Origin of the sequence: Enterococcus sp. CWB-B31, from assembly GCF_020567645.1 — a bacterium.
Taxonomy (GTDB): domain Bacteria; phylum Bacillota; class Bacilli; order Lactobacillales; family Enterococcaceae; genus Enterococcus_L.
Genome location: NZ_JAJDJW010000011.1, coordinates 23,853 through 40,893 on the forward strand (window position 1 = coordinate 23,853; position 17,041 = coordinate 40,893).

The window sequence follows — 17,041 nt, forward strand, 5'->3', positions numbered from 1 at the left end:
TGAAATTTAAATATTTCATCAGCTTGCTTTCTCTCTTCTTTAGAAGTATTTTTAATTTATCAGAAAAATGAAGGCAGGTGGCAAACGTGTATAATATCATGCTGATTGATGATGAAAAAACAATTCTTCATGGATTAACGTCTATTATTGACTGGTCAAAACACAATTACCATTTAAGCGGAGCCTTTTCAAGCTCTTTAGAAGCACTCGATTTCTTTTACGAGCATCCAGTTGATATCGTCATTACAGATTTGATGATGCCTGAACTGACAGGAATTGAGCTGGCGGGTCTAATGAAAAAAAGAAAACCGAATAGTAAAATACTGGTTCTCTCAAGCTATAATGACTTTGTCCTGGTTAAAGATTCATTTAAGGAAGGTGTATCGGACTACCTGTTGAAACCAAAACTAACGCCCAATATACTGCTGTCCACATTAAATGCACTTTCAGAAAAAATACCAAAGGACAATGTAAAAAAAGAACTTAGCAAAGAAGAACTAATCAGCAGAGAACTCAGTAATTATTTTTCAGGAATACATACAGAACGAACTCTTTCTCAAAAAAGCTTCAGCTATCCTCACTTCTTTTTAATCTATACAGAAGATGAAATTACTCTATCCGGGGAAAACAACGAGAAACAGAAAGTAAGCGTTAACTATTCAAGTAAATCACTGGACATTTTCTCATTTAAAACAAACAAAAATGACTATGGATTTCTTATTAATACGGCTTCCGAAAAAGAATTCTCTCTGTTAATCAACGTCTTTCAAAAAGAAAACAAGCATATCAAAAACAGTTTATTTATCTATTCAGCGCAGCTTGATCAAGATAATTTGTATCAATCATTTTTAACGATTCAGAAATTAGGAAAGGGGCAAAAGTTTTATCATAAAAATGAGCTGATTATCCCGTTAAATAACTTAACCATGCTGCAGCCAACCTATGACCATAATCCAAGTAAGTATCTGACATCAATCGTTAATAAAGACTACTTGCATGCACTGGAAGAACTCAAGAACTACACTCTGACTCTGCTTCATTTAAAGCTGACACCCTCTTATTTAAAACATGAAACAATCAATCAGTTTTATGCATTGATTAATTCACTGAACGATACCTATGCTGCAAATGAAAAGATCGCTGCATTGAAATTATCTCTCCCTTCGCAGCTGTCAAATGCAGACTGTTTAGAAGATTTTTCACTTCTTATTACGCAGACAATTTATCAGCTGATGGAAATTATTCCGCCGGCAAAAACAGACAGCTATGAGATTTTGACACTCGTATATGAGTATGTTCAGGAAAATTATCACGAGGAAATCAGTTTGCAGAGTATTTCTGAAAAATTTCATTTTTCATACAGTTATTTTTCTACCCTCTTTACCGAAAAATACGGAATAAACTTTACGAAGTATTTAAAAAAAGTCCGAATAACGAAAGCAAAAGAACTGTTAAAGAATCCAAGTCTGCCGCTATCTGAAATTTATAACAAAGTCGGCTTTACAGAACTGGGGTATTTTTCCCGCGTATTCAAAGAAGAGACAGGGATCACACCATCTCACTATCGTAAAGGAAAGCTAAATAAATGAAAAAGAAATTTAAAGAGTATGAGCTGTTTACCAAGCTTCTGATTATCATTATTGTTGCATTGTGTGCACAGGCAATCGTTATTTCAACCTTTATTTATTATCGTTCAAAAAATGTCTACATCGAGCTTTTTAACAAATCAAACGCAGTCGTACTAAAGAAAATTCAAAGTGATTTTGAAACGCTGAATGACAATATAGAAAACACATTGTCCCTGATTGAGGACAGCTCTGCCGTTGAAGGATATTTTACTATTAATTCAAAATACACCAGTGTGGACAGACTTGGTCAGCTGCTTGCCATCCAGAAAATGAATCAGTCGTTTAGTGAAATATATCCAAAAATAAATTATGATGTAGTCATTTTTGGAGAAAACGGACGTACTTTTATCGGCAATGATATGATTACTTCGATTTCTTCACCTGAGTTCTTTAAATCTGACCTGATTAAGCAATTTAGGGAACATGCTGCAGACACACAGATGCTTTTTTCTGAAAATGGTCTGACTACACGAGATAAAGATGAGCCCAGTATTTTGTTTATAAAAAAACTAACAGATACATTTAACCGGACATTCGGCTATGCGGTAGTTTCAATTTCATCTCGACAGCTCGCAGAAATTTTTAACTCCATGATTAATTCTGAAATTTCTGAAATAACTTTTGTAACAAATGAAAATCAGATCATTGCTTCCAATGAATCCGGTCTAATCGGCAAACAATCTGAATATCTGGAATTGCTGAGCAACAATGAAACTCGTCAAATCCACGGAAAACAAACAACACAACTTTCCTTGTACAGGCAAAATGTAGCCCTGATCAGTCAGGTCAATTTACATTCATTAGCCAACCAGATGGACGTGATTATTCCCACTATTCTCTATAACATTGTCACTATTATTCTTATCGGACCACTTGTTTTTACCTATTTAAATCGAAATACTAAATCAATTTATACACTGATCCATTCACTAAAAAACATTAACAGCGGCTCTTTGGAAACAAAAATGCCGGTACAGGGAACCTATGAAGTGCAGGTTCTCGGCAGTACAATCAATCAGTTGTTGGGAGAGCTGAACAGCTACTTTACCAACTCCATTCAAAATGAGAAAAAGAAGCGATTTCTGGAAATACAGGCAATGCAGACACAAATCCAGCCGCACTTTATTTACAATACATTGACGACCATAAAATTTTTAATTTGGCAGCAGGAAAATGAAAAGGCTATTTTGGGGATTGACAGCTTTATTGATCTTTTAAGGAGCACAATTGGGAATAAAGAAGAGATGATTCCTGTGCGTGAGGAGCTGAAAAGTGTAAAGAATTATATTGATATCCTAACTTTGCGTTATGGAGATACAATTTCTACAAAAGTAATGGTTCCTGATGAGCTGCTGGATTTAATGATGCCGAATATGATTATTCAGCCAATTATTGAAAATGCTTATATTCATGCGTTTAGCTCCAAGGAACAGGGGTTTATCACTATTTATGGAAAAATGAATGAATCATTTCTTATTTTTGAAATCATTGATACTGGAAACGGGTTTGATGTATCTCAGTTAAAAAAAGAGAAAAAAGACCACTTTTCCGGGCTTGGAATGAAAAATGTGAATGAACGAATTCATTTAATGTATGGCAGCACCTACGGCATGACAATCCAGTCAATCATTGGTGTAGGTACGACTGTGACGATTAAACTTCCTGTGCTGAAAGAAGAAACTGTAAAAGACGTTACCGATTCTGAGGAATAGTGAAAGGAGCTGTTCAGTTAATGGGGCATATAGCCGGATGAATTCCATTATGAAAGAAGTTAGCTGGCTGAATTCATTATCCTTCGGTTTGCAAAAAGAAATACTTGCTCAACTCAAACATACTAAGATTAGTGGGTAAGATATTCGACGGAATATCTTACCCACTAATCTTAGGAAAAAAGGACTGTGACATCAGTATGTCTGAGTCCCCTATAGCCGAATAAATGGTGTTCCAGTCTTTGTATGATTTGAGCATTCGTAAAAAGCGTAGGAGCATGCTCTTGCATACCCCTCAGACATGCGACGAGCATTCGAAGAAGCGTAGGAGCACGTTCTTACACGCCCTCCATGATTCGAGAATCGAAACGAAGTCCTTCAATTCTTAGCGGCTTTGCCATTTAGAAATTGATGAGATCGAAACGAAGTGTAGTGTAGCGAGAGCTGTAGACGCAGAAAAACGGCTACAGTGTACTGTTTTGTCTCGAGAATCATTAGACTCGCAGAGACAGCAGTTCTTCTACGCTCCGCTACGCATACAGTTCTACTACATCAAGTGAGCTGGTTTCATTCAAGGAATACTTATCGAAACTACGCATACCATTCTGCTAAAGTGTGAATATAAGCAGAAGCGGCAAAGTAGAACTAGCACTTGTCGGTCCTAAACTGTGCCGAGTAATCGCAGGCAACATCTCGGAAATAAGGAAGAACACTTCTATCATGACCTCTTTTCAGCCTCAACACCTTTTATCTTACCTGTCCCTCGATTCTACTTAATAACAAATGAAAATTTATAATCTTTTTCTGCATTAATCCGATAGTCTTCTTCTACTTCCGCCCCCCAGCTGTCGATTCCGCCTACGCCTCGAACCTTCGCCAGCATTAGCAGAACTGTTCGTCTTTCAGGCGGCAGTTCCTCTATATGCGTAGCGTTTTCCAGTTCTTCCGCCTTAAACGGCAGTGCTGAAAAAGCAAATGAATCCTCCAACTGCTCAAATCGTAAAGAAAACTCTTCGTGATCCCGATCCGCATTATTCAATGTGCTGTCCCGAATAATTTCCAGCCATTTCGTCCCCATGTGTACGCCGCAATCCTGAGGAACTAAATACGGTGTAACCGGCAAGCCTTCTACTTCATAGGTTCCCGGTATTCCCCCAGCCATTCTGTCCGGATATGTTTCTCCTGACAGACCTTCGTAATTAAACCGTTTTGCTTTCGTAGGCATAATAAAGCGCAATCCCAAAAGCGGCAGCTCCGGCAGACCTTTTTTTCCAAAGTAATGCATCACTACATATATTTCTCCCTCTTGATTTACACGATAAGAAACATCCACAGTCGTTTGGGGAACCGTTGTAGTTTCAAGAGAAAACACAATCTCCACTGTCTCTGCATCCTCCTGCCCCGTATACTGATTATTAACAGGTGCAACAGGCAGCTCTATTCTATTTTCATCAACGATCACACGGATATTCCGGACATTCATAAACAAATCAGCACCCAGCCACATGGAAGATTTAGAAGAAAACTTATTGCCGCGGTCGTTATCTGTCGTCGCCCGCCAAAAAGCAGGCAGCGTTTCTCTGTACAACCATTCCTTGCCGCTTTTATTTAATGATTCCAGTCCGCCTCGAGTGTAAGAAAAAATATAATGAAAGTCCGCTCCCTTAACACCCAATGTACAATCACCGAAAACAAGTCTCAGTTTATTTGCTGTATTTTCCATAGTAATATCTTACCTCCTGTAATGCTGGTTTTTCCTGTCCATCCGCAAAAACAATCCCATTTCCGGAAAACTCATAATCGCTTGGTCGATCATCAAAATCTCCACCATACCGCAATACTTCACGTCCGGTAATTTCATCTTTTCTTAATAATGCCTGATCTTTAAAATCCCAAATATAACCACCCTGGTACATCTCATATTGATCCAAAAGCTCCATATATGATTTTAAGCCGCCCAGTGAATTTCCCATGTCGTGCATAAATTCGCATAAAATAAACGGTTTTTGCGGTCTATTCTCCAAGTACTGTCTGATTTCATCTGGTGCGGCATACATGCGGCTCTTCATATCAGAGATAGAGCTTTCAAATACTGGATTATGGACGTTTCCTTCATAATGAACCAATCGGCTCGGATCAGTTATTTTAAAGTACTCATTCATTTTTCTAATATTTTCCTCAGCATAGGATTCATTTCCCAGAGACCAGAACAAAATACTTGTATGATTTTTGAATGTTTCAAAATTCGTCTTTGCCCGATCAAGAACAACATCCAGCCATTGAGGAATAGCTCCTGGAACATTATAAGACGGCTCAACGGCCCCCATTTTTTGCCAGGAGCCATGAGATTCAAGGTTTGTTTCAGCCATCAGGTGAATTCCAGCCTGATCGCAAAGATAGTACCAGGCAATCTGATTCGGATAATGAGCGGTACGAACCCCATTAATATTCGCTTGAAGAATTGTTTTAATATCCGCTTTCATATTTTCTTTAGTAATAGCTCTTCCGGTTCGCTCGTTCCATTCATGACGATTCACTCCATTGATCACTAATCGTCTGCCATTTAGGTGCATTATTTTATTCTTAAGCTCAATCGTTCTAAAGCCAAATGGATAGTGCACATACTCTGTTACATGTCCATCCTTGTCAAATGTTTCCAGCTCCATCCTGTAAAGATTCGGTTTCCTGTAATCCCAAAGCTGCACATTTCTGAACAGCTCTGTCTGAATTGTCAGCTTATCCTCGACAGTTCCAGACTGTTTAAAAATGCTGCTGCCTTCTGTATCAAGAATACTGACAGTAAATGTACTGTCCTTTTGGATATTCTGAAATTGAAAATCTATTTCCACTTTTCCATGCTGATAATCAGCAGTCAGCTGAGGTTTAATCCAGAGGTCCTGTAAATGGTTATCTCCTGCAGCAATCAGAACTACATCACGAAAGATACCAAAGAAACGGAAAAAATCCTGATCTTCAAGAAATGCAGCTGTACTTCTTTTATGCACCTCTACAGCAAGAATATTCTCATCTTCCAAATAAGGCGTTAAATCAAATTCAGACGGTGTAAAGGAATCCTCTGAGTATCCAACAAATTCTCCGTTTAACCAGACGAACATCGCCTCCTCCACACCTTCAAAACGAATGGAAATTTTTTTCCCTGTCAGTCCTTTATCTAACTGAAAATTTGTCAGATAGGAGCCTACTGGATTATAGTCTGACTCTGAAAACATTCCTTTAGCAAAATCTGGATCTGCTGTTGTGAATGCCGGTCTTCTAAATTCATGTCCTTCCCATGGGTACATCGTATTAATATAATGGAGCTTGTCATAACCTGCCAATTCAATATGCCCCGGTACAGTGATCAAATCAAATCCGCCTGCATCAAAATCTTTCATGTAAAAATCAGCAGGACGCTCTTTTGTATTCTTCGAGTAAAAGAATTTCCACTGTCCATTCAGTAATTGTTCTCTCGAACTTTCCTGCTCTTCTTTCGATCCGAAGCATTGATGATCACTATGCGCATTTAGCTGATTAACTCTGAAAATTTGCGGATCATCTAACCATTTAATTTCTGCTTTCATCATTATTCATTCCTTTTCATCTTCTTTAAATCTTAGTAAAGTACAGCAGTTCTGTTTGGAAATCTCCATAAAAATCAGGATAATACAAACCCACAGTCATTAATTCGCTGCCTGAGAACTTATTCCCTGTTTTTTTCTCAACATAAACTGCGCTTTCTTCAAGTCCTGCCAGTCTCACTTCGTTAAATACCGGCTGTGCTGAAGCAAGTATTCGTCCTAAAAATAGAACAGCTTCCTCTTTATTTGGAGAAACAAACATCCAAGCAGCTGTATTTCCTTCAAATGGACTGCTCAACCGATAAAATTCTCCGTATTGCACCGTTTGACGAAGCTGCCTGTAGTGTTCAATTTGCAGCCTTGTTATCCGTTTTTCTTCTTCCGTCAACTGTGTAAGATCCAGCTCATAGCCAAGTACTCCGCCCATTGCCACATCGCCTCGTGTCTTCAGACTTGTTTCTCGTCCAGTTTGGTGATTCGGTGATGCAGATACATGAGCCGTCATTGCTGAGACTGGATAAGCCAGACTTGTTCCATATTGAATTCTCATCCGTTCGACAGCATCAGTATTATCACTTGTCCATGATTGAGACATATAATAAATCAGCCCAGCATCAAAGCGTCCTCCTCCGCCTGAACAGCCTTCCCAAAGAATCTCCGGATAATCAGCAATTAAGTGCTCCATCAGCTCATACACGCCCAGCATATAGCGGTGCATCACTTCTCCCTGATTCTCTCCCAGTGCTGCTGAAAATGGGTCTGATAGCGAGCGGTTCATATCCCATTTAATGTAATCGATTTCAACAGTATCCAGGATACTCCTCAACTGCTTTTCAATCACCTGTCGTACCTCTTCCCTTGAAAAATCAAGAACATGCTGATCCCTTGAGGACGAGGGTGTACGCCCCGGCTCCTGCATCAGATAGTCTGGATGCTTCCGGTAAAGCTCAGAGTCGATGGAAATCATCTCAGGCTCCAGCCATAAGCCAAACTGCAGACCTTGCTGATGCACATAATCGGCAATCCCCTTTAATCCATTTTTCAGCTTTCCCTGATATTCAAACCAGTCCCCCAGTGAAGAATTATCACTGTCTCTTTTTCCGAACCAGCCATCATCCAGAACGAACATTTCAATCCCGAGCTCTTTTGCCTCATCAACAATCGCATGAAGCTTCTCACTGGTAAAATCAAAATAGGTGGCCTCCCAGTTATTCACAAGAATTGGACGTTCCTTATATTGAAACCTCCCTCTTGCCACCCTCTCTCGTAAAAGACGATGATTCACCTGACTCATTTTGTTCAGCCCCTGAGCAGAATAGGATAGAATCATTTCCGGGGTTTGGAATGACTTGCCCGAAGCTAGTTTCCAGGAGAAGAGATGACTGTTAATCCCGCCGACAATCCGCAGCTGATCAATGGCATCCTTTTCCAGCTCAAAGGCATGATTTCCTGAGTACACAAAATTAATTCCGATTGCTTCTCCGGTAAATTCCGTTGTATGCTTATCAACAACTGCAATGAAGCTGTTCATATGGTGACTGCTGGTACCGCGGCGACTTTCAATCACTTTTCTGCCCGAAGTAATTGCCTGACGGGAAATTTGACGTTCCTGTACATGGGCACCCGGCAACGCAATCACTTCATTAAACCGTCCGGAGTTAGTGAAGTCCAGCTGCAACGAGGCAAGCTTTTCAATTTGAATTGGCTCACCGCTTTCATTTCGAACATTTACAGATCGAATAATTACTGCCCTGTCCGTATAAATCGTATAAAGTAAGTCGATATAAATAGCTAATTCACGATCCTTCAATGTAATTATCAGTGTTTCTGCCTCTTCTTCAGCTAAAATATAGGCTTGAGGTAATCCGGTTAACCGAGGTTTTCCTTGCTGAATTGAATAGGAATCGAAACGTAAATCCAGCAGTGTTGACCCATTCCTTCTGCGTATAATGGAAGCCGGCGTTCGAAAATCCATTTCTCCATTTGTTGAATATTCCTGCGGCAATGTATCTTTTGAAAACGAGCGATCCGCATTCAAAGGGACATCTCCAGAAAATCCGCGATCTCTTCTAGGATAATTTTTTTTATCGCCATAGCCTGCGACACATTTTCCAAAATAAATATGAGCCAGAACTTCACTTTCCTCAATTTTCATCAGATAGGTAATCTCACTGTTTGTAAGCTCAAATACACGACTCTTCTTATCAAAGGAAATCAAGTTTTTTTTACTTCTCATTTCATCTCACCTTTCTCAAAATAAACAGTATTATTTCCTTTCTGCTTCCTGTATACTGTTTACTAAACAAATATGTCAAGAAGAAAATGAAAAAGAAAGGAAGTTTTTTATGGTTGGAATCAGAGATGTCGCAAGAAGAGCCAATGTTTCTCCTGCCGCTGTCTCCAGAGTATTAAACGAAGACAAAACCATCAGCATTGCCCCGGAAACACGAAAACGAATTCTGGCAGCAGCAGAAGCTCTTGATTACAACATCAACAGACGAAAATATACCAAAAAGAGAATGCCCTCAATCGGTGTCATTTCCACTATCAGCAAAGCCAGCGAAGAACAGGATATCTATTACAGAGAATTGAGAGTGGGTCTGGAAGAAGAGGCAAGACGGCTCCATTTAGGGATGAATCGAATCTACAACTTGTCTGACAATCCAAAACAGTGGACAGACCTGGACCAGTTGGGTGCAATTATCGTAGTAGGTACGATTACAAATGATTCCATTACTCAGCTTCTTAAACAAAATAAAAACCTGATCGTTGTCGATAATCCTGACATACAGCAGGAAGTCGATATGGTCTATGGAGACTTGGAACGGATGACAACATCTATCTTGACCCTTTTGCTGGAAAATGATCACAGGGATATTGCTTATATAGGTGGTTACCGTGTGGATTTAGATGAATTCGGAGGAAAAATAGTCACACAATTTGAAAAAAGAATGAGGGCTTACCTTCATTTCATGCAGGATAATCAGCTTGAAAAATTTATTGATTATCGGCTGGGATTGTGGACTGAGCAGGATGGGGAAAGGCTCACAGAGGAATTATTAAAAGAACGCCAAAATCATCTGCCCACCGCCATCCTTGTCGGCAGTGATCCAATGGCAGTCGGAGTGTACAACGCATTGAACAAAGAAAATATAGTAATCGGCAAAGAAATTCAAATCATCAGCTTTGATAATCTTGAGGTGGCAGAAAAATTAAAGCCCGGTCTAACCAGTATTCAGATTAACGCAAAATCAATCGGTAAAGCTGCCGTTCGAATGGCGCTTGAACGCATTGACAATCTTCGAGAGGAATACATCATCATGACCTATCCTACAAAGCTGGTGATCAGAGACAGCTTCAATCCTGATAGAAAATAGAGTTTTAAATTCAATATATCAAAAAAACTGTACGTATCTGATACATAAATCGATACGTACAGCCTTTTTTTAATTAAATAATTCCAAACTAAAACAGCCCTGCATTTCTTCAAGCTTTTTTCAGCTTACTTCTCGTCTTCCTGCTGTTCCGGCTGGCCTGACTGGAAGTTCAGCTGAATCCCCGGTTTATCCAAAGCAATTTCAGTTACTTCGTATGCAAGTCGCTGGATAATACTGAATAATGGTTCAATCAGCTCATCAACATCTGCCTGAGACAAATCTGACTGCTTTTCAATTTTTTGATTAATGATGTGTGAAATCTGACTGGCAGATCCTGACAGCACAAATTCGTCAAATGCCAGACGAAACTCCAAACGGGCTGCAATAATTGTATTTTCAGCAGGATAATTTTCATCCTTGGATTCAATAGGTGAAAATCCTACACGCAATTCTGTTTTAACTTCCGTTTCCGGTGCACGCATATCATAGTGAAATGCTTCTACTACTTCTTGCTGACGTTTAATTTCCAAATTAATTCACTCTCCTTCGAAAGTATTATAACATATCTAAATTATGTTTATTGTTCAAATGGAGCGAATATTCGACTAATTTTTAAACGAATGAATGGGTGCCGGAATTCTCCCGCCGCGTAAAATAAAGTCAGTCGATGCATACGAGTTCACTTTCATCACCGGTGCTCTGCCCAGCAGTCCCCCAAACTCAACCATATCGCCAACCTTTGTTCCTTTGGCAGGAATAATCCGTACAGCTGTTGTCTTGTGATTAATCACACCTATTGCCGCTTCATCTGCAATCATTGCTGCAATTGTTTCAGCAGAAGTTTCCCCAGGAATGGCAATCATATCCAGTCCTACAGAGCAAATTGCCGTCATTGCTTCCAGCTTTTCAAGGTTTAAGGCACCATTGTTCACTGCATCAATCATTCCTGCATCTTCAGAAACCGGAATAAAAGCACCCGAAAGTCCGCCGACATGATTACAGGCCATAACTCCGCCCTTTTTCACAGCATCGTTTAATAGTGCAAGAGCAGCTGTCGTTCCATGTGTTCCCACACTTTCTAATCCCATCTCTTCCAGAATATACGCAACACTGTCTCCAACTGCAGGAGTCGGAGCAAGAGATAAATCAACAATGCCAAATGGAACATTCAGACGTTCCGAAGCAATCCTTCCGACCATTTGCCCCATACGGGTAATCTTGAACGCAGTCTGCTTCACTACTTCTGCCACTACATCAAACGGCTCGCCCTTTACTTTTTCCAATGCCCGTTTCACCACGCCTGGACCGCTGACTCCTACATTGATTACACAATCAGCTTCTCCCACTCCATGGAAAGCCCCAGCCATAAACGGGTTGTCTTCAACAGCATTTGCGAAGACGACTAATTTGGCACAGCCCATATCAGATTTTGCAGCAGTTTCTTTAATCACATAGCCCATGTGACGAACTGCATCCATATTGATCCCCGCTCTCGTTGAGCCAATATTTACAGATGAACAGACAAAATCTGTTTCAGCCAATGCCTGTGGAATAGAATTGATTAAACGGTCATCGCCGAACTGATAACCTTTTTCAACAAGAGCACTGAATCCTCCGATAAAATTCACACCAACAGTCCGAGCCGCATGATCAAGCGCTTTGGCATATTTCACGTATTCATCATCAGCGCTCGCTGCGGCAATGATACTGATTGGTGTCACTGAAATTCGTTTATTGATAATTGGAATACCATATTCCGCTTCAATTTCTTCACCAACGCTGACTAGATTCTTTGCCAGACGAGTAATTTTGTCATAGATTTTCCGGCAGGCTTCATCGCTGTCGCTATCAATACAGTCCAACAACGAAATCCCCATTGTAATGGTACGAATATCCAGATTCTCTTCTTCAATCATTCGAATCGTTTCTAAAATTTGCTTTGTTTCCAAATCGTTCACCTCTATTTTAAATGAATGGATGTTTTTCCTTACGTTTACAGCTTATGCATAACATTGAAAATTTCTTCATTTTGAATGCTGATCTTCACGCCCAACTCATTACCAAGCAAATTCAATGTTTCACGAATCTCTTCAAAATTCGTTCCTTCTTTCGCCAAAGAAAGAATCATCATCATTGTAAAATATTCATCCATAATTGTTTGAGATACATCCAGAATATTGATACCCAATTCTGCCAGTTTTGTACTGACTCCTGCAATAATCCCTACTTTGTCCTTACCAATTACTGTTAACACCGCTCGCATCATTCAGCCTCCTCATTTGTTTGTCCTATTATAGCATATTCTCTGAAAATAACTGCGAAAATCATGAACAAACTATCAAAATAATTAGATAACGTTCGTGTTTCAAATATATCCCCTGTAATTAGCAAAAATGCCGCTTCTCGCAGAGGCAGAATGCCACACAGCTTGAAACGACAGTCTTCTAATCACGTTAAGGTCTGTTTGAAAATTTATGCTGTCACCTCAATTCCCAACACTTGCTTTCACACGACCATTTTTCTTATCCCGCTTTTCTATATTTCCTTCTGTCAACTTCATTTTATAGTGAATATACTCTAAGGTTGCCTGCAGCTTCTCCAGCTGTTTGATGGTTTCAGTCTCCTGAACTTTTAGCAGCTCCAGTCGATCCTCCAGCGTTTCTTCTCCTTCTTCGTATAAATCAAAATATCTTTTTATAGATTCCAGGCTCATGCCGGAACCTTTCATACACAAAATAAAATCGATACGGCTTAAATCTTCTTCACTATAATTTCGTATCCCGCTGACACGCTCCACATAGTCAAGCAAGCCGATTTTTTCATAATAACGCAGTGTGGATAAAGACAAATTATACTTTTTGCTTACTTCATTAATCTTCATATATCTTTCCCCCTCTATTATCGGTAATTCAAAATATATTCGCCTAAAGCCTCCAAATCCTTGATATACAAAGATTCATTACCAGTGTTTGTTCTCTCCTTCGTAACAATCCAGTTATGCTATCTTAGGCAGCAAAGCGAACACCTTACACTGAGCAGCATTGAGCTTCAATAATTGTTCTGACATATTTTTTTTCTGCATTTTTTATCACCCGAATGCTCAATGACGTAGGCTCTTTGTCAAGTGTATCAGCTATTTAATCGTTCAGTTTTTCATAGATTTTTTTGAGTTAACCTATTATCTAATATTCTATCAGAAAATCTTACTGAATCACCGTACAATGTGAAAAAATAGGAAATTTTAGCAATAAAAAGGTGACAATTACCTATTGCAGATAACTATCACCTTCTATTCATTTTAAGTAGTCCTATACTTTTTTGTTAAATTGCGTTTTACAGCTGGAACAGGTAACTTTGATAGTTCCTTTATTTTTAGGAGCTCTCAAATGCTGATGGCATTCAGGACAGGAAAAGTACGTATACGTCTTTCTATTTTGAATCCGCTCTTTCAAGTATCCAAATTTCTTCTTTTCTTTGTTCATCCATACGATATATTTCTGATTTTCATTCGACCGTCTATAGATTTTCTTTGAAAAGAAACGGTAATAAACTAATGCCAGAATAATGAACGCCGCCCATCTTAAAATATTCGTGCCGAAGAACAGGTTAATCAATATCAAAGCGAGACTGACAACTAGCAGACTTCGACTCAGAGAATCAAATACCCCATAGCGTCCCCGCATATATTTTTGCAGTTTCATGTTCCATTTCGACAGCCATTTAAACCATGTATTTCCCATCTTATCGCCTCTTTCTTCTCCCTTAATCTTACAGGAATGAAAAAAATCTGCAACTTGCTTTAAAAGAAAGCAGGAAAGCTTAACGAATATTTTCTATTTTACTGATGCGCAGAAGTTTTACCAGGTCAAAAATGACTATTTTTACTATTAGTGAAAAAGCAACGCATGAATCAAGGATTCTAAAATTTATCTCTCCAAGAGGGAAATTCTGTCGATCTCTCCATTTTAGCCCTGTTCTCTATTTATTTTTACAGGAGAGAAAGAATTAAAGTCAATGATGTTGAATAATTCGTTTACTTACGCATAGCAGAAAATCCTATCAAATCAATAATTTCTACTGCAAATTTGACTATTCTAACAAAAAATCTGTCGATCTCCCCATATTTTTACACTATCGGAGGTCAACAGATTCTATTTTTATCTAGTTTTTATTATCATTTCCAGCGCTTTTTCAACATCTTCACTGGTTAAATCGATGTCTTTTTCCTGCATGCACTGTACAAGATTTTCTGTTACAACCAGACCAATAACTTTGTCGATACTGGACCGAACAGCCATCAGCTGCGTCACAACTTCCCGGCAGTCTTTTCCTTCTTCCATCATTTTAAGAATACCACGTACCTGCCCTTCCGACCGTTTCAGTCGATTCGCTATCTTTTTATCACATTCCATTACACGATATCTCCTCTCCAGGCTGACATGCCGCCCATGATATTTGTCGTTGTAAATCCTTTAGACCCTAAAAGCTGACAAGCCAGTTGTGAACGTGAGCCCGAGTGACAGATAACGTAGTAATCTTTATCTTTTTCCAATCTCTCAGCTGTTTCAGAAAAACCGCTTAATGGTATATTTACAGCCCCATCAATGTGTCCTGATTGAAACTCATCTTCTTCCCGGACATCTAGAATATTCACATTCTTTTTCTTTATCAGCTGTTCAAATTCTGGAATCATCATTGTTTGATACACTATTTTATTACCTCCCCGGGATATACGGCGCTATAGATTTGAAATGCTCCATCAAGATTTTTCACATCAAATCCATTGTTCTTTAAAATTCTTTCTGCCAGATAGCTCCGCTGTCCACTTTGACAGCTGACAATAATCTGCTTATCCTTTGGAAGCTCATTCAACCGAGTTCTAAGTTCATCCAATGGAATATTAATATCTTCTCCAATGCTCCCATTATTTTTTAGTTCCTCTGTATTTCGAACATCCAGTAATACGGCCCCCGCTTTTCTTGCTTCTTTCAATTCATAAAACTGAATATTATCTGAAATACCTTCTACAATATTCAACGCTGCATAGCCAATCATATTTACCGGATCTTTAGCTGATCCAAATGGCGGAGCATAAGTAAATTCCAGCTCTGGAAGATCCATAACGGTCAAATCTGCTTTAATTGCTGTTGCCAAAATGTCAATTCGTTTATCTGCGCCATCTTTACCAATTGCCTGCGCCCCATATATTTTACCACTAATTGGATTAAATAATAGCTTCAAGATAATAGGCTGACTACCAGGAAAATATCCAGCATGACTTTTTGCCACGATGTGAACGACCTTATAATTCAGATTCAGGGCCTTTAACTGCCGCTCATTTAAGCCGGTACTTGCTGCAGCCATGTCAAAAACTCTGACAACTGCCGTACCGATACTTCCTTTATTTTTTCTGTCAATATTTGAAATCACATCTGCAACCTGTCTTCCCTGACGATTGGCAGGGGAAGCCAGAGAAATCATTGCTTCTGTTCCGGATATTTGCTGTTTGACAACAATTGCATCTCCCACAGCAAAAATATCTTCATCTGTTGTCTGATACTTCTCATTTACTAAAATACCTCCACGCAAGCCCATCTCCAGACCTGCTTCAACAGCCAGTTTGTTCACAGGTTTTATACCGATGGAAAGGATTGTAAAATCACTTGTGAGTTCCTTTCCATTACTTAGCTTAAGAGTTTTACCCTTTGCTTTAAACTCTTGCACTGCCGCATTCGTCATCACGTTTATTCCAGCTTCCTTCAACCGATTTTCCACAAAAACTGCCATCTCAGGATCTAAAGGAGACAGCAGCTGAGGAGCTGCTTCAACAATTGTCACATCCAAGCCCAAATGTTTTAGATTCTCTGCCATTTCCAATCCGATAAAACCAGCTCCAATGACAATCGCTTTTTCAGGCTGTTTTGTCTTAATTTCTTCTGTAATTTTGTCTACATCAGGAACATTTCTTAAGGTGTAGACATTTTCAGCATCCTGAAGTCCGCTGATTGGCGGTAGCAATGGCTCTGCTCCCGGTGAAAGTATCAGCTTGTCATATGAGATTACTTCTGTTTTTCCGTTTCTGTCAATCTGTACTGTTTTATGATGTCTGTCAATTTTAATAGCTTCTGTTTCTACCATTACATCAATATTGAATCGTCTTTTCAACTGCTCTGGAGTTTGCACTATTAATTCTTCACGCTCACTGATTTCTCCAGAAACGTAGTAAGGCAGCCCGCAATTTGCAAACGACACGTAAGGTCCTTTTTCCAAAACAATAATTTCTGCTTCTTCAGACAGACGTCTTAATCTGGTTGCAGCTGACATTCCGCCTGCTACTCCGCCGATAACCACTACTTTCATTAATAATTTCCTCCCTTAACTGCACCCTGCCAACGGATCATACCGCCTTTTACATGGACTGCCTGAATTTTTCTTTTTTCTAAAATCTTTACTGCCCGTTTACTTCTGATTCCTGACTGACAGATGACATATATTGGTTGATCTGTTTTCGGTTTATATCCAGATATTTTTCCAAGCGGAACGTTCACTGCACCGGGGATATGGCCGCCTGAAAATTCAGCCTTTTCCCGAACATCTATGATTGTTAACGTTTCAGCCAGCTTCTTTTCCAGATCCTTTCCTGATATAGATGGTGTACGATTAAATAGAAACATACGCTCTCTCCTTTTTATACCCCTGTGGGTATTCGTTAATGATACTATAATTGACAAATACAGCTTTGTAAAGAA

At 39.3% G+C, this 17,041-nt stretch carries 15 protein-coding genes; 3 read left to right on the forward strand and 12 right to left on the reverse strand.

The features are described 5' to 3' along the window. Positions 1-86 precede the first annotated feature (86 nt). Positions 87-1,589 (forward strand): response regulator transcription factor, encoded by a 1,503-nt coding sequence (locus tag LI954_RS10665; RefSeq protein WP_229444459.1) that lies wholly within the window; start codon positions 87-89, stop codon positions 1,587-1,589. Then, complete coding sequence (locus tag LI954_RS10670) at positions 1,586-3,340, forward strand: cache domain-containing sensor histidine kinase (protein WP_229444460.1); 1,755 nt, start codon at positions 1,586-1,588, stop codon at positions 3,338-3,340. The genes LI954_RS10665 and LI954_RS10670 overlap by 4 nt, the downstream gene beginning before the upstream one ends. A 766-nt stretch (positions 3,341-4,106) precedes the next feature. On the opposite strand, the gene LI954_RS10675 is transcribed toward LI954_RS10670, so the two are convergent. From LI954_RS10675 to LI954_RS10685, 3 genes are read right to left on the reverse strand one after another with little or no spacing between them, the layout of a single operon-like run. Then, positions 4,107-5,060 (reverse strand): beta-galactosidase small subunit, encoded by a 954-nt coding sequence (locus LI954_RS10675; protein ID WP_229444461.1) that lies wholly within the window; start codon positions 5,058-5,060, stop codon positions 4,107-4,109. After that, on the reverse strand, positions 5,041-6,918 hold the full coding sequence (locus LI954_RS10680; RefSeq protein WP_229444488.1) for a glycoside hydrolase family 2 TIM barrel-domain containing protein: 1,878 nt from the start codon (positions 6,916-6,918) through the stop codon (positions 5,041-5,043). Before LI954_RS10680 ends, LI954_RS10675 begins: the two co-directional genes overlap by 20 nt. A 25-nt stretch (positions 6,919-6,943) precedes the next feature. Continuing rightward, positions 6,944-9,151 (reverse strand): alpha-galactosidase, encoded by a 2,208-nt coding sequence (locus LI954_RS10685; RefSeq protein ID WP_229444462.1) that lies wholly within the window; start codon positions 9,149-9,151, stop codon positions 6,944-6,946. A gap of 109 nt (positions 9,152-9,260) precedes the next feature. Here LI954_RS10685 and LI954_RS10690 point away from each other — a divergent pair, with 109 nt between their 5' ends. After that, positions 9,261-10,292: a LacI family DNA-binding transcriptional regulator gene (locus tag LI954_RS10690; RefSeq protein ID WP_229444463.1), complete on the forward strand. Its 1,032-nt coding sequence runs from the start codon at positions 9,261-9,263 to the stop codon at positions 10,290-10,292. A gap of 125 nt (positions 10,293-10,417) precedes the next feature. Here the strand turns inward: LI954_RS10690 and LI954_RS10695 are convergent, their stop codons facing one another. From LI954_RS10695 to LI954_RS10735, 9 genes are all read right to left on the reverse strand, one after another. Next, positions 10,418-10,822: a DUF1149 family protein gene (locus LI954_RS10695; RefSeq protein WP_202066961.1), complete on the reverse strand. Its 405-nt coding sequence runs from the start codon at positions 10,820-10,822 to the stop codon at positions 10,418-10,420. Between the two features lie 75 nt (positions 10,823-10,897). After that, positions 10,898-12,241 carry a PFL family protein gene (locus LI954_RS10700; RefSeq protein ID WP_202066960.1) on the reverse strand — a complete coding sequence of 448 codons (1,344 nt, stop codon included), beginning with the start codon at positions 12,239-12,241 and terminating at the stop codon, positions 10,898-10,900. A gap of 44 nt (positions 12,242-12,285) precedes the next feature. Beyond that, positions 12,286-12,555, reverse strand: coding sequence for an ACT domain-containing protein (locus LI954_RS10705; protein ID WP_202066959.1), 270 nt, complete (start codon positions 12,553-12,555; stop codon positions 12,286-12,288). Between the two features lie 222 nt (positions 12,556-12,777). Further along, positions 12,778-13,173: a MerR family transcriptional regulator gene (locus tag LI954_RS10710; RefSeq protein WP_229444464.1), complete on the reverse strand. Its 396-nt coding sequence runs from the start codon at positions 13,171-13,173 to the stop codon at positions 12,778-12,780. A 427-nt stretch (positions 13,174-13,600) separates the two neighbouring features. Next, complete coding sequence (locus LI954_RS10715) at positions 13,601-14,032, reverse strand: hypothetical protein (RefSeq protein ID WP_202066952.1); 432 nt, start codon at positions 14,030-14,032, stop codon at positions 13,601-13,603. A gap of 417 nt (positions 14,033-14,449) precedes the next feature. Further along, a complete protein-coding gene (locus tag LI954_RS10720; protein ID WP_202066945.1) occupies positions 14,450-14,704 on the reverse strand; it encodes a metal-sensitive transcriptional regulator in 255 nt (84 codons plus the stop codon). Next, positions 14,704-15,000, reverse strand: a complete 297-nt coding sequence (locus tag LI954_RS10725; RefSeq protein WP_202066944.1) for a rhodanese-like domain-containing protein — start codon at positions 14,998-15,000, stop codon at positions 14,704-14,706. The genes LI954_RS10720 and LI954_RS10725 overlap by 1 nt, the downstream gene beginning before the upstream one ends. Beyond that, entirely contained in the window at positions 15,000-16,652 is a 1,653-nt protein-coding gene (locus tag LI954_RS10730; RefSeq protein ID WP_229444465.1) for an FAD-dependent oxidoreductase, read from the reverse strand. The genes LI954_RS10725 and LI954_RS10730 overlap by 1 nt, the downstream gene beginning before the upstream one ends. Further along, positions 16,652-16,966, reverse strand: coding sequence for a rhodanese-like domain-containing protein (locus tag LI954_RS10735; protein WP_229444466.1), 315 nt, complete (start codon positions 16,964-16,966; stop codon positions 16,652-16,654). Before LI954_RS10735 ends, LI954_RS10730 begins: the two co-directional genes overlap by 1 nt. Positions 16,967-17,041: the final 75 nt, after the last annotated feature.

Excerpts from the sequence above, each read along its gene's own strand:
- LI954_RS10735 (WP_229444466.1), bottom strand. The coding sequence starts at position 16,966 with ATGTTTCTATTTAATCGTACACCATCTATATCAGGAAAGGATCTGGAA.
- LI954_RS10685 (WP_229444462.1), bottom strand. The coding sequence starts at position 9,151 with ATGAGAAGTAAAAAAAACTTGATTTCCTTTGATAAGAAGAGTCGTGTA.
- LI954_RS10670 (WP_229444460.1), top strand. The coding sequence starts at position 1,586 with ATGAAAAAGAAATTTAAAGAGTATGAGCTGTTTACCAAGCTTCTGATT.
- LI954_RS10720 (WP_202066945.1), bottom strand. The coding sequence starts at position 14,704 with ATGGAATGTGATAAAAAGATAGCGAATCGACTGAAACGGTCGGAAGGG.
- LI954_RS10730 (WP_229444465.1), bottom strand. The coding sequence starts at position 16,652 with ATGAAAGTAGTGGTTATCGGCGGAGTAGCAGGCGGAATGTCAGCTGCA.
- LI954_RS10710 (WP_229444464.1), bottom strand. The coding sequence starts at position 13,173 with ATGAAGATTAATGAAGTAAGCAAAAAGTATAATTTGTCTTTATCCACA.
- LI954_RS10715 (WP_202066952.1), bottom strand. The coding sequence starts at position 14,032 with ATGGGAAATACATGGTTTAAATGGCTGTCGAAATGGAACATGAAACTG.
- LI954_RS10705 (WP_202066959.1), bottom strand. The coding sequence starts at position 12,555 with ATGCGAGCGGTGTTAACAGTAATTGGTAAGGACAAAGTAGGGATTATT.
- LI954_RS10675 (WP_229444461.1), bottom strand. The coding sequence starts at position 5,060 with ATGGAAAATACAGCAAATAAACTGAGACTTGTTTTCGGTGATTGTACA.
- LI954_RS10680 (WP_229444488.1), bottom strand. The coding sequence starts at position 6,918 with ATGAAAGCAGAAATTAAATGGTTAGATGATCCGCAAATTTTCAGAGTT.
- LI954_RS10690 (WP_229444463.1), top strand. The coding sequence starts at position 9,261 with ATGGTTGGAATCAGAGATGTCGCAAGAAGAGCCAATGTTTCTCCTGCC.